This window comes from Lentzea sp. NPDC102401, from assembly GCF_044765805.1.
Taxonomy (GTDB): domain Bacteria; phylum Actinomycetota; class Actinomycetes; order Mycobacteriales; family Pseudonocardiaceae; genus Lentzea; species Lentzea sokolovensis.
On record NZ_JBIWKS010000006.1, the window covers coordinates 446,122 to 459,149 of the forward strand.

The following is a 13,028-nucleotide window of genomic DNA, read 5'->3' on the forward strand; positions in this document are numbered from 1 at the left end:
GAACGCCTCACCAAATTCGTTCGTCGAAAGTTTGACGACCGTCACGAAAGTGAATAGCTTCGCGGTCCGGGGGACTCGGAAGCCCTGACCGGAGGTCAGTTGTGATCACGCGCAGAACACCTCTCATCGCCATCGTCATCGCCGTGCTCGCTCTCGCCGGCGTCGTGCCCGCGACACCGGCGTCCGCCGCTTCGCTGGTGGAGGTAACCGGCTTCGGCGACAACCCCGGCCGGATGCGCATGCACGTCTACGCGCCGGACACCCGGCCGGCCAAGCCCGCGATCGTGGTCGCCATGCACGGCTGCGGCGGCTCCGGTCCCGGCTTCTACTCGGGAAGCGAGTTCGCCTCGCTCGCCGACCGGCACGGTTTCATCGTCATCTACCCGAGCGCGCAGCAGGAAGCCGGTTTCGGCAAGTGCTTCGACACGTGGTCGGACGCGGCCAAACGCCGCGGTGGCGGCAGCGACCCGGTGTCGATCGTGTCGATGGTGACCCACGTCGAGCAGCGCTACGGCGGCGACCCGGACCGGGTCTTCGCCACCGGATCGTCCTCCGGCGGCATGATGACGAACGAGATGCTCGCCCTCTACCCGGACGTGTTCAAGGCGGGCGCGGCGTTCATGGGCGTGCCGTTCCACTGCTTCGCCAACGCCGCCGACTACCCGCCGGGCAGCAGCCGGTGCACCGGGGGCGGCGGCCTGAACCGCACCCCGCAGGAGTGGGGCAACCTCGTCCGGCAGGCCTACCCCGGCTACACCGGCCCGCGGCCGAAGATGCAGCTGTGGCACGGCACCGCGGACACGCTCGTGCCGTACTCGCTGCTGCAGGAGGAGGTCGAGCAGTGGACCGACGTGTTCGGCCTGAGCCAGACGCCGACGTCGACCGACACCCCGCGCGCCGGCTGGAACCGCAGCCGCTACTCGGACAAGGTCGAGGCCTACAGCATCCAGGGCGCCGGGCACAGCCTGCCGTCGTCGGGCATGGCCGCTGTCGCACTCGAGTACTTCGGAGTCATCGGTGGCGGTGACCCGAACCCGCCGACGCCGGGCACGTGCGCCGTCAAGGCCACCGTCAACGCCTGGAACAACGGCCTCACCGCGAGTCTCGCCATCACCAACACCGGTACCGCGGCGGTCAACGGCTGGTCCCTCGGCTTCTCCCTGGCCGGCGGGCAGACCATCACCTCCGGCTGGAACGCCACCTACTCGCCGTCGGCGGGCCAGGTCACCGCGCGCAACGCCGGCCACAACGCCACGATCCCGCCCGGCAGGTCGGTCGACATCGGCTTTCAGGCCGTGCACACCGGAAACGCGGCGGCGCCGTCCTCGTTCACCCTCAACGGCACGGCCTGCTCCACCGGCTGACTGTTGGCTCCACAAGAGACACTCGCGTCATGGCGACGCATGATCTGGGTGCAGAGGTGCGCCGGTTGCGCGAGACCACCGAGCCCGCGTCCGTCGGTCTACCGCCCGGCGGGCGGCGGGCTCGTGGCGTGCGGCGGCTGGAACAGGGCCGCCGCCACCCGTCGGCCGCCGTGGTGAACGCCATCGCCCGTGGAACTAGCCCTGAGCGTCCACGTCGACATGGGCCAGAAGACCAGGACCGGCCTCGGGCACGACGTCATGGGCCGTCATTGATTCTCCGCAGCAGTCGCACGCCAGGGTGACCCGTGCCTCGCCGGCGCAGTCGCGATGCCGGTAGTGCACCGGCGGCCCGTCAGGCGCCATGTGGGCGTCGCCCCAGTCCTTGATCGCCATCAGGATCGGGTAGAGGTCGTGCCCCTTGCGGCTGAGCCGGTACTCGGCGTGGTCCCCGTCGGCAGCCTGCCGCCGCACCAGGATCCCGTGTTCCACCAGCCGCCCGAGCCGGTCCTGCAGGCGGCTGCGCGGAATGCCCAGGTTGCTCCGGAACGCGTTGAACCGCCGCACACCCGCGAACGCCTCCTTCAGGATCAGCAACGTCCACCTGTCCCCCAGCACCACCAGCGGGCGGGTGATCGAGCAGGGCAGGTCGGCGAGCTGTTCGTACCGCATGCCCCGACCCTACCGAAGGTGGTCTCTTTTCGAGACCGCTCGTGCTAGCGTCGGTCTCGAAAAGAGACCACCTTCGGAGGTTCCCGTGAGCGCGGCCGCCGTCACGCCCCCAGACCTGCACGAGGCCCTGCACCGGTTGCTCGCCGACAGGTGGACCTGCCGCCAGTTCCTGCCCGAGCCGGTCCCGAGGGACACCATCGAGCAGGTGCTCGCCCTCGCCCAGCGCACCCCGTCCTGGTGCAACACCCAGCCGTGGCACGTGATCGTCACCGAAGGCGCCGCGACGGACCGGATGCGCACGCGGCTGCTCGAACACCTGCAGACCAATCCGGGCCAGCCTGATTTCCCCTTCCCCACCCAGTACACGGGCGTCTACCAGGAACGCCGGCGGGAGTGCGGCAAGCAGCTCTACACCAGCCTCGGCATCGAACGCGGCGATCACCAGGGCACGGGCCGGCAAATGCTGCGCAACTTCGAACTGTTCGACGCGCCGCACGTCGCGATCATCACCACCGAGGCCGCCCTCGGCGTCTACGGCGCGATCGACTGCGGCCTCTATCTCAACTCCTTCCTGCTCGCCGCGCAGAGCCTCGGTCTCGCCGCGGCGCCACAGGCCGCGCTCGCCGGGTACTCCGGCTTCCTGCGCGACCACTTCGGACTGCCGGACTCCCGGCGCGTCGTCGTCGGAGTCTCGTTCGGCCATCCCGACACGAAGCATCCGGCCAACGGCTTCCGCACCACTCGCGCGAACACCGACTCCGCCGTGACGTGGCACTCCACGTGACGTCGCCGGGGTCGATCGACGGCGCGAAGGACGCGATACTCCTGCCATGACGGCAAAAGCAGGCGCGGTCGTGACCGGAGCCGGGCGCGGCGTGGGCAAGCTGGTCGCACGGATGCTGGTCGAACGCGGCTACACGGTGCTGGTCACCGACGTCGACGAAACCACCGCGGCGGCGACGGCCACCGAGATCGGCGCGATCGCGCGGGTGCTCGACGTGCGGGACGACGCGGCCGTGCAAGCGGCGCGCGACGACATCGTCGCCCGTGCGGGCCGCCTCGACGTCTGGGTCAACAACGCGGGGGTGTTGGTCACCGGGCCCGCGTGGGAGCAGGACGCCGCCACCCGCAGGCTGATGGTCGAGGTCAACGCCCTCGGGACCATCAACGGAACGGTCGCCGCGATCCAGGCCATGCGCGGCCACGGCGGCGGTCACGTCGTGAACATCGTGTCGCTGGCGGGCATCACGGCCGTCGTGGGCGAAGCGGTGTACGCCGCGTCCAAGCACGCGGCCATCGGCTTCAGCCTCAGCACCCTCGGCGATCTCCGGGCGGCGGGCGTCCAGGACATCGACATCTCGTGCGTCTGCCCGGACGGCATCTGGACACCGATGCTCTACGACAAGCTCGACGATCCGGCCGCCGCGCTGTCGTTCTCCGGCACACTGCTGCAACCCGCCGACGTCGCCGCCGCCGTCGCCGAGGTGCTCGACAAACCGAAACCGGTCACCGCCATCCCTCGCTGGCGCGGAGCACTCGCTCGGCTGGCCGACACGTTCCCGCGCTTCGGGCTGCGCGCGATTCCGTTCATGGTGGCGCAGGGCCGCCGGACCCAGCGCAAGCTCATCACGCGCGACCGGCGAGACTGATCTCTCTCCAGTTCTTCGCGCGCACCGCACAAATGCGTCTTCCTGCTCTGCCCAGCATTACCGTCGATTCGACGCGCTATTCGACAGCGCCCATTCGACAATCTGCGCGCTCATTGACATCTCGGTACTATGGGAGCGCTCCCATAACCCTGTCATTGGAGTTGTCATGCGAAAGACCATCCGTGCAGTGGCTGCCGCCGGCTTGCTGGTGGCGAGCACTTTCGTCGCGACCGCGGCCCCAGCTCACGCCGATGTGACGATCTGCGACCAGTACGGATCAACCACCATCCAGGGCCGTTACGTGGTGCAGAACAATCGTTGGGGCACCTCGGCTCAACAGTGCATCAACGTCACGTCGTCCGGTTTTCAGATCACCAGCCAGCAGGGCTCGTCCCCGACCAACGGCGCGCCGGTGTCGTACCCGTCGGCGTTCCTCGGCTGTCACTACACCAACTGCTCCCCCGGCTCCACCCTGCCGATGCAGGTCAGCCGAATCCGCAGCGCCACGTCGTCCATCAACTACCGCTACACCGGCGGTACCTACAACGCCTCCTACGACATCTGGCTCGATCCCACGCCGAAGACCAACGGCGTGAACCAGATGGAGATCATGATCTGGTTCAACCGCCAGGGCTCGATCCAGCCCATCGGCAGCGCGGTCGGCACGACGAACGTCGGCGGGCGCAGCTGGCAGGTGTGGCGCGGCAACAACGGCGGCAACAACGTCATCTCCTACGTCGCGCCGTCACCGATCAACTCGTGGTCGTTCAGCGTGCTCGACTTCATCAACGACGTGCGCAACCGCGGTGCCATCACGAACTCCTGGTACCTGACCAGCATCCAGGCCGGGTTCGAGCCGTGGAACGGCGGCACCGGCCTGGCGGTCGACAACTTCTCGGCCTCGGTCAGCGGCTGAGAGTTCCAGGGCACGCCGCACACGACGGCCTTGTCCAGGCCGTCGTGTGCGCTCACTGACCACCCCGATTGCGCCAGGGCGAACACATCGTTGCCGAGAACGCACTTGTCGCCACATTGATCCCCGCCTAGTTTCACAGAGGAAGCCCAGGGCGATCGCCATTACCGGGCGGCGACAGAAAAGCACGAATTTCGCGTTCGAACGTCAATGCGCGCATACATCCCGGCCGCCGCGCGGGAAAGGATCCTTCGCGATCGACTGGATGCGGCTCGCCGAGTCGCTCATCTCCTCGCCGTGGCTTTACGCCGTGCTGATCGCGGTGTCCTTCCTGGACTCCTCCTGCCCCTGATCCCGAGTGAACCCGTCGTGATCGTCGCGGGCGTCTACGCCGCGACCGGGCAGACGGACATCGTGCTCGTCATCGCCGCCACGACACTCGGCGCCTTCCTCGGCGACCTGGTCCCGTACGTGGCAGGACGGCTGTTCGGCACGCGCCTGCTCCAGCGTCTCCCGCCTGGTACCAAACGCCGCGCGGCGCACGACTGGTTCGCCCGTGAGCTCGATGCCCGCGGCGGCTTCATCCTGGTGACCACGCGCTTCATCCCGGTCGGGCGTTACCTGGCCACGTTGTCCACCGGGCTCGTCGGCTTCCCGCTCGGCAGGTACGTGCTGTTCGTCGCGTTCGCCACCGCGTCCTGGAGCGCCTACACCGCGCTCACCGGCTACCTCGGCGGCGTTCTGTTCCAGGAGAACACACTGCTGGCGATCGCCGTCGGCGTCGGTCTCGCGTGCGTGGTGACCGGCTCCATCGAAGTCGTGCGCCGCCTGCACCACCGCAGGGGCCTCGCCGCGCAGGACACCGTCACCGACTGACGCCCTCCGCGGCGGTGGCCATGATGTGACGGGCGCGTTCGCGCAGCAGTTGGTGCGTGCGGTCGTGGTGGTTGCGTGGATGCCACGCCATGCCGACGGTCACCGACGGCAGCGTGAGAGGGATCGGAAACGCGCGCAGCCCCAACGTGTCCAGCATCCGCTGGGCCAGCCTGGCCGGGGCGATGCAGACGACATCGGTCTCCGAGGCGAGGAACAGCGCGCTCGCGAACGTGGGCACCACGGCCACCACGCGTCGGCTCAGTCCCAGTTCTGCCAGTTGTTCGTCGATCGGGCCGCGAGCCCGGCCGCGCCGCGACACGACGATGTGGTCGGCGGCGGCGAACCGTTGCGGCGTCACGGTCTTCACCTTCGCGAGTGGGTGGCCGGGACGCACCGCCGCGATCAGCGTCTCGGTGACGAGCGCTTCCGAGTGGATCTCCGAGTCGCCGGCACGGATGCTGCCGATCTCCAGGTCCACCAACCCTTCTCGCAGGGCCGGGGTGTCCTCGAAGAACTGGCCGACCGCGCGGCCATCGCCGATGTCGTCGCCGGCCTCGCCCACTCCCAGGACGACAGGGACTGGGCCGCGCTGCGCCGGCTGCTCGCCGACGAAGTGCTGCTGGACCTGTCAACCCACCACTTCGGCACACCACCGGCCACCACGGCAGCCACCGACCTGGTCAAGCTGGCGAGCGGCACCCTCACCGGCTTCGACTGCACCCACCACGCCACCTCCAACCTGGACGTGCGCCTGTCAGGCGACGAAGCCGAGTGCCGCGCACACGTGGTCGCCTACCACCACGTCCCCGCGGACCCCGGAGTCATCGACCACTGCACCATGCGCGGGTACTGGCAGCTGAAGCTGCACAAGCACGACGGACGCTGGCTGATCACCCACTGGGCCGTGCGGCGCACCTGCCCGTGGGAAGGATCCCCGAACGTCTACGCACTCGCCGCCCAACGCTCCGCACCAACTACCTGACGGCCGACGAGGAGAACTCGATGTTCTACGAGATCCGGACAGAACACGCCCGCGCCGGCCTCGGCCCCGAACTGGCGCAGTACATGGACGAGACCGTCATCCCCCTGCACCGCGAGATGGGCATGACCGTGGCCGGCTCCTTCACCGTGGCCGGCGAGGAGGACAGCTTCGTCTGGATCCGGCGCTTCGAGGACGCCGCGAACCGAGAACGGGTCTTGGACGCCGTCCACAGCCACCCCCGATGCGCGACGGTCGTCGACGTGGTGTCGGCACTGCTGAACGGAGCCGAGTCCACGGTGCGACTGGAACCGACCCCCAGGTCCGGTCTCCGCTGACACCGGCGGCGAACCTGGCACGAGTGCGGCACTGGGGCGTGCAGGTCCTCAGTGAGCGCCTGCTACTCCTCGGTGACGTAGCGCAGGTAGGCGTCAGGCGTGGCCATGAATCGGCGCCAGTGGTCGACCACCGCCAGGTCCTTCCATTCGGACCTCCGGAAGCCGTGCTCTCCCACTTCGATGACGGCGGCGTCCGGCGTTGACGCCAGGATCGGCGAATGGGTCGCGCAGACGATCTGCGCACCTGACTTCCCCAGCTCGTACATGAGATGCATCAAGCGCAGGCACGACTGGAACGACAGCGCCGCCTCGGGCTCGTCCATCAGGTAGAACCCCGGTTCGCGGAACATCGCCGCGAACACGGTCAGGAAGCCCTCTCCGTGGCTCATCTCGTTCGTGTCCTCGTCCCAATAACCCCGCAAGCCGCTGACCGCGTTCATGAACCCGAACGCCGTCTCCGCACGAAGGAAGTACCCCTTGCGCTTCGTCCGCGGTCCAGAGCGGTGCCTCGTCCCGAGCGCGGTCGTCTCGAACCGCACCATCTCGCCCAGTGCCGACTTCGGCCGGTCGTTCACGTACTTCCGCCCAGCCCGCCCGCCCTGCGCGTCCAGCCCCCAGGACTCGGCGAAGGCCTCCACCAACGTGGACTTGCCCGAGCCGTTCTCTCCGACCAGGAACGTCACCGGCCGCTCGAACGACATCCCCTCCGCTGCGAGCTGAGCAACGCACGGCACGTCAAGTGGCCATGTCCTTCGTGAGCCAGGAGGAAGCAGTTCCTCGGGGATGAAGGCGCGGCGGGCAAGCACAGGTCAAATCCTTCGATCAGCAGCAGAACGGTGCCCAGGCTCCCGGCAGGCGGCGTGCCCCTCTGCCTCAGGCCTGCGATCAAGACTTCGATCAGCACACCGTAGCTGCGGTCGACGTCACGGGGCAGCCCGAAGCCACCTGCGCCCTCCAGGCTCGCGAAACCGTGGATCGCAGCGCACGGGCCGCGTCGATGGCGTCGGCGTCGCGCAGGCCGAGTCCGGACCCGCTCTGCCGACGGCCGCTCTGGCCGCCACCGCGCCGAGTTCGCGTTCGGCCTGCAGGGCGCTGCCGCGGCGGAGGGCGTCCAGGGACTCGACGTGCCGGTAGAGCGAGGGGTGCGCACGCCGGCCCGTTCGGCCAGCAGGCCCATGAGCGAGCGCAGCAGCGGTACCACGCCCTGATCGAGCCATGCCACCAATCGAGACCCCGCACCCTTGACAGGGTTAGGCTAATGCCATTAGCTTATGGCTAACGTCATTAGCTTTTGTTTCGGAGGACGGCATGACCGAGTACCTGAACATCGCCGGAAACACCATCGCCTACGACGTGACCGGGCAGGGTCCGCTCGTCGTGCTGGCTCATGGCATCGGCGACAGCCGCCACTCCTACCGGTTCCTCGCCCCCGCTCTGGCCGCGAGGGGGTACCGGGTCGCGAACGTCGACATCCGCGGTTGCGGTGACTCGAGCCTGGGCTGGAACGGCTACAGCCGCACGGACATCGCTGGTGACCTGGTCGCCGTCGCCCGCCACCTCGGTGGCCCGGCCGTGATCATCGGCCAGTCGATCAGTGGCGGTGCCGCGACCATCGCCGCCGCCACCGCACCCGACGTGATCACCGGCGTCGTCGAGCTCGCGCCGTTCACCCGCGCGCAGTCCCTCGATCTCGCAGGACTGTTGCGCGTCAAGCATTTCCGTGCGGGTTACACCCAGCTCGCGAAGGTCATGTTCGGCGGAAGCCTGGAGAGCTGGAAGCGCTACCTCGACCTGGCGGTGCCGGGCAAGCCCGCGGACTGGGACGCCGAACTCGCCCGCATCGAGGCCAAGCTGCGCGAGCCCGGCCGGATGAAGGTCCTTCAGGCCATGTGCAAGACCAGTCCCGCCGACGCCGGTGCGCAGCTGGCCAACGTCACCTGTCCGGTCCTGGTCGTCATGGGCAGCGCCGACCCCGACTGGGCCGACCCGCGCGCCGAGGGCGAGAAGGTCATCGCCGACCTGCCTCGAGGACGTGGTGAACTGGCGGTCATCGAGGGCGCCGGCCACTACCCGCACGTCCAGACACCCGACGAGGTCCTCGCGCTCGCCCTGCCGTTCCTGGCGGAGACGCTGACGCGTGCCTAGGAGCGACCTGCTTCTTCAGAAGTGAACGAGGACGCCGCGGGCCGTCAGTCGCCGTGGGGGCCGCCTGGTCGAGGTCGGCCAGGCGGAGACGGAAGACCTGCGGTTCGACGCGGTCGAGCGGGTGCACTTCGCCTGCCACGGCCCACAGCATCAGGCGTAGTGATCGAACTCAGCTTCCAGCACACCTTCCCCTCTGGTCAGCGAGGGCAGTCGTCGTTGCAGCTCACGCACCCGTGCCGCCGGAATGTGTCCTTCGAGGACGGTCGCGGTCGTCGTCAGCGGAACGGCGCCGACCTTGCCCAGCGCGGCGAGCGTCGTGGCGAGTGCGTCCGCCGGGATCTCCAGCCGGAAGCGGTGCATCGGTTCGCACGTCGCGGTTCCCGCTCGGCGCAACGCTTCCCGCAGCACGATCGGTGCGAGGCCGCGGAAGTCGCCCGCCACACTCACCGGCGAGAAGTATCCGGAGTGCGTCATCGTGACCGTGCAGTCATGAATCCGGTCAGCGCGCAACGTGTCGCGCACGGCGTCCTCCGCGGCCCTGAAGAAAGCGAGCGGCAACGAGCCCAGCTCCACCTCCAGCCGGAACTCCTCCGGCCCCGGTTCCACCCGGAAGCCGATGGTGGCCGCGTACGGGTTCTCACCGAGGAACCGCACAGCCTCACCCACGCCTCGGGGACGTTCCACGCGGATCGTTCTCGTTTCGCGGAACGTGACGGCAACGCCGTACTCCAGAGCGAGCGTCGCCTCGATGACCTCCTTCTGCACCTCGCCGTACAACGAGACCACGATGTCGTCGCCGTCGAGCCGCAGGTCGATCAGCGGATCCTGCTCGGCGAGTTGCCGCAACGCGGAGTGCAGAGCCACCCGGTTGTGCGAGTCCACAACGGTTTCCAGCGTCGGTGGTGCGAAGTGGCGTACTCGGTCGTGGTGAGCGACGCCGATCGTGTCGCCGATGCGGACGTCGAGGCCCCAGAGCTTCGCGATCTGCCCTGCCCGAGCGGTGGCGCGACGTGGCGCCGAGCCGCCCTCGAACACCGCGATCGAGGTGACTTTCTCTTCGCGGTCACCGATCTTCACCCGATCACGCACCCGCACAGTCCCGGAGAACAGCCGCACGAACGCGATCTTCTCCCCCGCCCTGCCACGTTCGATCTTGAACACCGTGCCGGACAGCGGACCGCCGGCCGTAGCGGTCACCGGCAACGACGACGTGACGCCGGCGACCAGTTCGTCCAGGCCTTCGCCGGTGATCGCGGACCCGAAGTAGATCGGCGCCTCGGTCGCCAGCTTCTCGACCACGTCGCGCGCCACGCGCTCCCCGTCAGCGCCACGACGGTCCATCTTGTTCACGAACACGACGGTCGGGATCTCCAGGCGCCGCAACGTGCGCATGAGCACGCGGGTCTGCGCCTGCACGCCCTCCACCGCGGACACCACCAGCACGGCACCGTCGAGCACGTCGAGCACCCGTTCCACCTCGGCGATGAAGTCCGGGTGGCCCGGTGTGTCGATCAGGTTGACCACGACGTCACCGACGACGAACGACGCGACGGCGGACTTGATCGTGATGCCGCGCTGCCGTTCGAGCGCGAGCGAGTCGGTCTGCGTGTTCCCCGCGTCCACGCTGCCGAGTGCGTCGATGACACCGGCGGTGTGCAGCAACCGCTCGGTGAGGCTGGTCTTACCAGCGTCGACGTGAGCCAGAATTCCCAAGTTCAAGGTGCGCGACAAGCGTCATGTCCTCTAGATAGGCAACGAATACCTTCTGGGTGAACACGAACGCCACGCGCATGTGCCTCTCCTTGTCCGGCCGACTGGTCATGCGCAGTCGATCAGGCCGTGGGCCGCAGTGCAACTGAGATTGAACCCTGAGGTCAGCCGACGAGTTCGGCAGCGAGTCAAGCCGAGCGAGCGCCACGAATCGGGCATCAGGCCCCGAGGCCGTGATCTTTGAATCTCCGCTCGCCGGCTCACGGCCGGCCGCACCAACGGTCACACGGCTCGGCAGGTCCTGAGGTAGCTGAGGAACGAGGCCTGCAGACCGGTCACGTGCGTGTCGCGCAGCACCTCGCTGGTGACGGCCGCGCCGCGGGCGGTGAGGAGGTGCAGAACGGTAGCCGCGTTCTTCGTGAGGTTCTGGTAGATGGGCACGTTCCCGAGGATCTCCCGGTCGTTGAAGGTCAGGTGGAGCCTGGCCGGCTGGTCGCCCAACTCCTGGATCTGCGTGAAGATCCGGCTGTCCTCGCCGGCGACACCTGGGCTGCCCGCCCCGACGCTCTCGAAGAGCGAGGTGCCGGTGAGCCAGGCGTAGAGGCTGAAGAGTCCGCCGTAGGAGTAGCCGAAGAGGCCGTGACCGCTCGTGGCCGTGCCGTAGTCGCGTTCGATCCGGGGGTGCAGTTCGTCGGTGATGAAGCTCAGGAACGCGTCGCCCTGGGTGTCGCGCAGTTCGTCGACGTAGGCGTCGGCTTGTTCGCGGGTCATCGTGCCCGCCCGGACTCCCATCTCCACGGCGTCGAGGAACTCCTTGGCGACGGGCTCGCCGGGTGGCACGAGGTCCCTGTTGCGCAATCGCGCCCAGTGCTCCGCTTCCTCGCCCGCATAGCCGACGCTGACCTGGATGTACGGCTTGATCCGCTGCATGGGGTCGTGCTGGGTGACGATCAGCGGGGCCGTCAGACCCACCGCGAAGTTGCCGTCGAGCACGTACACGACCGGCGCCTGCGCTGTGGCGGGGTCGTAGCGCGGCGGCGTGGTGACCCAGACGCCGTAGTCGTGCCCACCGCTGGAACGCAGTTCGAAGTAGTCGGTGTCGGCGAGGCAGCCGTTCCACATGGTGCTCATCGGAGATCCTTCACAACACGTCCGGTTTGGACGACGAGTACGGCGTTGGCGGGGTCGGCGAAGATGTTCGGGTCTTCGAGCGGGTTTCCGTTCCAGAGCACGAGATCCGCCTGCCTGCCGGGAGCGAGGACGCCCACCTCGGCCAGACCGATGATCTCGGCGTTGGTCTTCGTGGCCGCCACGAGAGCGTCCATCGGTGTCTCGAGCTGTGCGCGCAGTCCGAGTTCCTCACCGCGGTGGTCCTGGGCCGGGCCGATGAGGTCGGAACCCAGCCCGATCCGCACCCCGGCCTCCTTGGCTGCGGCGAGTGCCCTGGCCATCCGCTCCCGCACCCCTGCCACCCGATCGCGTGCCGATTCGTCCAGGCCGGCTGCGGCGGGATCGTGCAGCAGCCGCTCGACGACGGCGAACGTGGGTACGAGAGCAACCCCGTGAGCGGCCATCAGAGCGGCCGTCGGCTCGTCGAGGTCCGTGCCGTGCTCGACACAGCGCGCCCCGGCCTCGACCGCGTTCCGGATGCCTTCGTTGTTGTGGGCGTGCACCGTCACGTAAGTGCCTCGCGCCGCGGCTTCCTGCACTGCGACGGCGATCTCCTCGACGGTGAACTGGGTGTCGGTCAGCCGGTCGTTGCCGCCCACCACCCCGCCGGTCACGCAGAGCTTCAGGAACGACGCCCCGCGCCGGAACGCCTCGCGCACGTTGCGCCGCAGCTCGTCCGCGTTGCCCGCCATCATGGACAGGGCGCACAGACCAGGAACGTGATGGCTGCTCCACAGCTCGGTGGGCTCCCACTCGGCCCCGTAGTAGCCGTGGCCGCCGGTCTGGCACTGAACAGGCCCGCACGACACCACGCGTGGCCCTCTGACCTTGCCCTTCGCGATGGCGGTGACGACACCGCCGTCGATCCCGCCGGTGTCCCGGACGGTCGTGAAACCGGCGTCGAGCGCCGCACCGGCCGTGGCGAAGATGTCGGCCGCGATCTCGGCGGCACTGATCTGGAACGAGAACTGCGACCGGATCGGACTCGACAGCCCCAGGTGGACGTGCGCGTCGATCAGACCGGGCGTCATCGTCAGCCCACCGGCGTCGAGTCGCTCACCGTGCGCGCCGGGGGCACCGAGCTCGGTGATGCGCCCGTCCTCGACCGTGACGGCGACGTCGCCCGGATCGCGGCCCGACCCGTCCACGACCGTCGCGCCCACCACCTGGAAACGTCCCACGAGCCCTCCGGCGTTTTTCCAATGGATAAATTAC

Annotated in this window: 15 protein-coding genes; 8 read left to right on the forward strand and 7 right to left on the reverse strand. The window is 68.5% G+C overall.

What is annotated here, in order from left to right; genetic code table 11:
* The first annotated feature begins 101 nt into the window (after window positions 1-101).
* On the forward strand, window positions 102-1,364 hold the full coding sequence (locus ACIRG5_RS23855; protein WP_402908062.1) for a PHB depolymerase family esterase: 1,263 nt from the start codon (window positions 102-104) through the stop codon (window positions 1,362-1,364).
* 195 nt (window positions 1,365-1,559) lie between these two features.
* Here ACIRG5_RS23855 and ACIRG5_RS23860 read toward each other — a convergent pair whose 3' ends face one another.
* On the reverse strand, window positions 1,560-2,033 hold the full coding sequence (locus tag ACIRG5_RS23860; protein ID WP_402908064.1) for a winged helix-turn-helix transcriptional regulator: 474 nt from the start codon (window positions 2,031-2,033) through the stop codon (window positions 1,560-1,562).
* 85 nt (window positions 2,034-2,118) lie between these two features.
* On the opposite strand from ACIRG5_RS23860, the gene ACIRG5_RS23865 reads away from it, so the two are divergent.
* The 4 genes from ACIRG5_RS23865 (at window position 2,119) to ACIRG5_RS23880 (ending at window position 5,471) form a co-directional block, all read left to right on the forward strand.
* Window positions 2,119-2,817 carry a nitroreductase gene (locus tag ACIRG5_RS23865; RefSeq protein WP_402908066.1) on the forward strand — a complete coding sequence of 233 codons (699 nt, stop codon included), beginning with the start codon at window positions 2,119-2,121 and terminating at the stop codon, window positions 2,815-2,817.
* A 46-nt stretch (window positions 2,818-2,863) separates the two neighbouring features.
* Window positions 2,864-3,682 carry an SDR family oxidoreductase gene (locus ACIRG5_RS23870; protein ID WP_402908068.1) on the forward strand — a complete coding sequence of 273 codons (819 nt, stop codon included), beginning with the start codon at window positions 2,864-2,866 and terminating at the stop codon, window positions 3,680-3,682.
* 166 nt (window positions 3,683-3,848) lie between these two features.
* Complete coding sequence (locus ACIRG5_RS23875) at window positions 3,849-4,598, forward strand: glycoside hydrolase (protein WP_402908070.1); 750 nt, start codon at window positions 3,849-3,851, stop codon at window positions 4,596-4,598.
* 207 nt (window positions 4,599-4,805) lie between these two features.
* Complete coding sequence (locus ACIRG5_RS23880; protein ID WP_402908072.1) at window positions 4,806-5,471, forward strand: DedA family protein; 666 nt, start codon at window positions 4,806-4,808, stop codon at window positions 5,469-5,471.
* Here the strand turns inward: ACIRG5_RS23880 and ACIRG5_RS23885 are convergent.
* Entirely contained in the window at window positions 5,461-5,949 is a 489-nt protein-coding gene (locus ACIRG5_RS23885) for a LysR substrate-binding domain-containing protein (RefSeq protein ID WP_402908074.1), read from the reverse strand. The genes ACIRG5_RS23880 and ACIRG5_RS23885 overlap by 11 nt on opposite strands.
* Between ACIRG5_RS23885 and ACIRG5_RS23890 the strand changes: the two genes are divergently transcribed.
* A complete protein-coding gene (locus ACIRG5_RS23890; protein ID WP_402908076.1) occupies window positions 5,902-6,453 on the forward strand; it encodes a nuclear transport factor 2 family protein in 552 nt (183 codons plus the stop codon). The two genes, ACIRG5_RS23885 and ACIRG5_RS23890, sit on opposite strands and share 48 nt — an antisense overlap.
* A 20-nt stretch (window positions 6,454-6,473) precedes the next feature.
* Entirely contained in the window at window positions 6,474-6,788 is a 315-nt protein-coding gene (locus ACIRG5_RS23895) for an NIPSNAP family protein (RefSeq protein WP_402908078.1), read from the forward strand.
* Between the two features lie 62 nt (window positions 6,789-6,850).
* Here the strand turns inward: ACIRG5_RS23895 and ACIRG5_RS23900 are convergent, their stop codons facing one another.
* The gene (locus ACIRG5_RS23900) at window positions 6,851-7,489 is read right to left on the reverse strand and encodes an AAA family ATPase (RefSeq protein ID WP_402908080.1); all 639 of its coding nucleotides are present in this window, start codon (window positions 7,487-7,489) and stop codon (window positions 6,851-6,853) included.
* Window positions 7,468-7,965 (reverse strand): TetR-like C-terminal domain-containing protein, encoded by a 498-nt coding sequence (locus ACIRG5_RS23905; RefSeq protein ID WP_402908186.1) that lies wholly within the window; start codon window positions 7,963-7,965, stop codon window positions 7,468-7,470. Before ACIRG5_RS23905 ends, ACIRG5_RS23900 begins: the two co-directional genes overlap by 22 nt.
* 131 nt (window positions 7,966-8,096) lie before the next feature.
* Between ACIRG5_RS23905 and ACIRG5_RS23910 the strand changes: the two genes are divergently transcribed.
* Window positions 8,097-8,933, forward strand: coding sequence for an alpha/beta fold hydrolase (locus ACIRG5_RS23910; protein ID WP_402908082.1), 837 nt, complete (start codon window positions 8,097-8,099; stop codon window positions 8,931-8,933).
* A gap of 150 nt (window positions 8,934-9,083) precedes the next feature.
* On the opposite strand, the gene ACIRG5_RS23915 is transcribed toward ACIRG5_RS23910, so the two are convergent.
* The 3 genes from ACIRG5_RS23915 to ACIRG5_RS23925 all read right to left on the reverse strand — a co-directional run bounded on the left by ACIRG5_RS23915 (window position 9,084) and on the right by ACIRG5_RS23925 (window position 12,994).
* Window positions 9,084-10,664, reverse strand: coding sequence for a GTP-binding protein (locus ACIRG5_RS23915; RefSeq protein ID WP_402908084.1), 1,581 nt, complete (start codon window positions 10,662-10,664; stop codon window positions 9,084-9,086).
* Between the two features lie 261 nt (window positions 10,665-10,925).
* Complete coding sequence (locus tag ACIRG5_RS23920; RefSeq protein WP_402908086.1) at window positions 10,926-11,774, reverse strand: alpha/beta hydrolase; 849 nt, start codon at window positions 11,772-11,774, stop codon at window positions 10,926-10,928.
* Window positions 11,771-12,994, reverse strand: coding sequence for an amidohydrolase family protein (locus ACIRG5_RS23925; RefSeq protein ID WP_402908088.1), 1,224 nt, complete (start codon window positions 12,992-12,994; stop codon window positions 11,771-11,773). Before ACIRG5_RS23925 ends, ACIRG5_RS23920 begins: the two co-directional genes overlap by 4 nt.
* Between the last annotated feature and the right edge of the window lie 34 nt (window positions 12,995-13,028).

Coding starts and splice junctions, on each gene's coding strand:
- ACIRG5_RS23875 (WP_402908070.1), top strand. CDS start 3,849: ATGCGAAAGACCATCCGTGCAGTGGCTGCCGCCGGCTTGCTGGTGGCG.
- ACIRG5_RS23880 (WP_402908072.1), top strand. CDS start 4,806: ATGCGCGCATACATCCCGGCCGCCGCGCGGGAAAGGATCCTTCGCGAT.
- ACIRG5_RS23905 (WP_402908186.1), bottom strand. CDS start 7,965: ATGGGCCTGCTGGCCGAACGGGCCGGCGTGCGCACCCCTCGCTCTACC.
- ACIRG5_RS23860 (WP_402908064.1), bottom strand. CDS start 2,033: ATGCGGTACGAACAGCTCGCCGACCTGCCCTGCTCGATCACCCGCCCG.
- ACIRG5_RS23910 (WP_402908082.1), top strand. CDS start 8,097: ATGACCGAGTACCTGAACATCGCCGGAAACACCATCGCCTACGACGTG.
- ACIRG5_RS23900 (WP_402908080.1), bottom strand. CDS start 7,489: ATGTCGTTCGAGCGGCCGGTGACGTTCCTGGTCGGAGAGAACGGCTCG.
- ACIRG5_RS23920 (WP_402908086.1), bottom strand. CDS start 11,774: ATGAGCACCATGTGGAACGGCTGCCTCGCCGACACCGACTACTTCGAA.
- ACIRG5_RS23895 (WP_402908078.1), top strand. CDS start 6,474: ATGTTCTACGAGATCCGGACAGAACACGCCCGCGCCGGCCTCGGCCCC.
- ACIRG5_RS23870 (WP_402908068.1), top strand. CDS start 2,864: ATGACGGCAAAAGCAGGCGCGGTCGTGACCGGAGCCGGGCGCGGCGTG.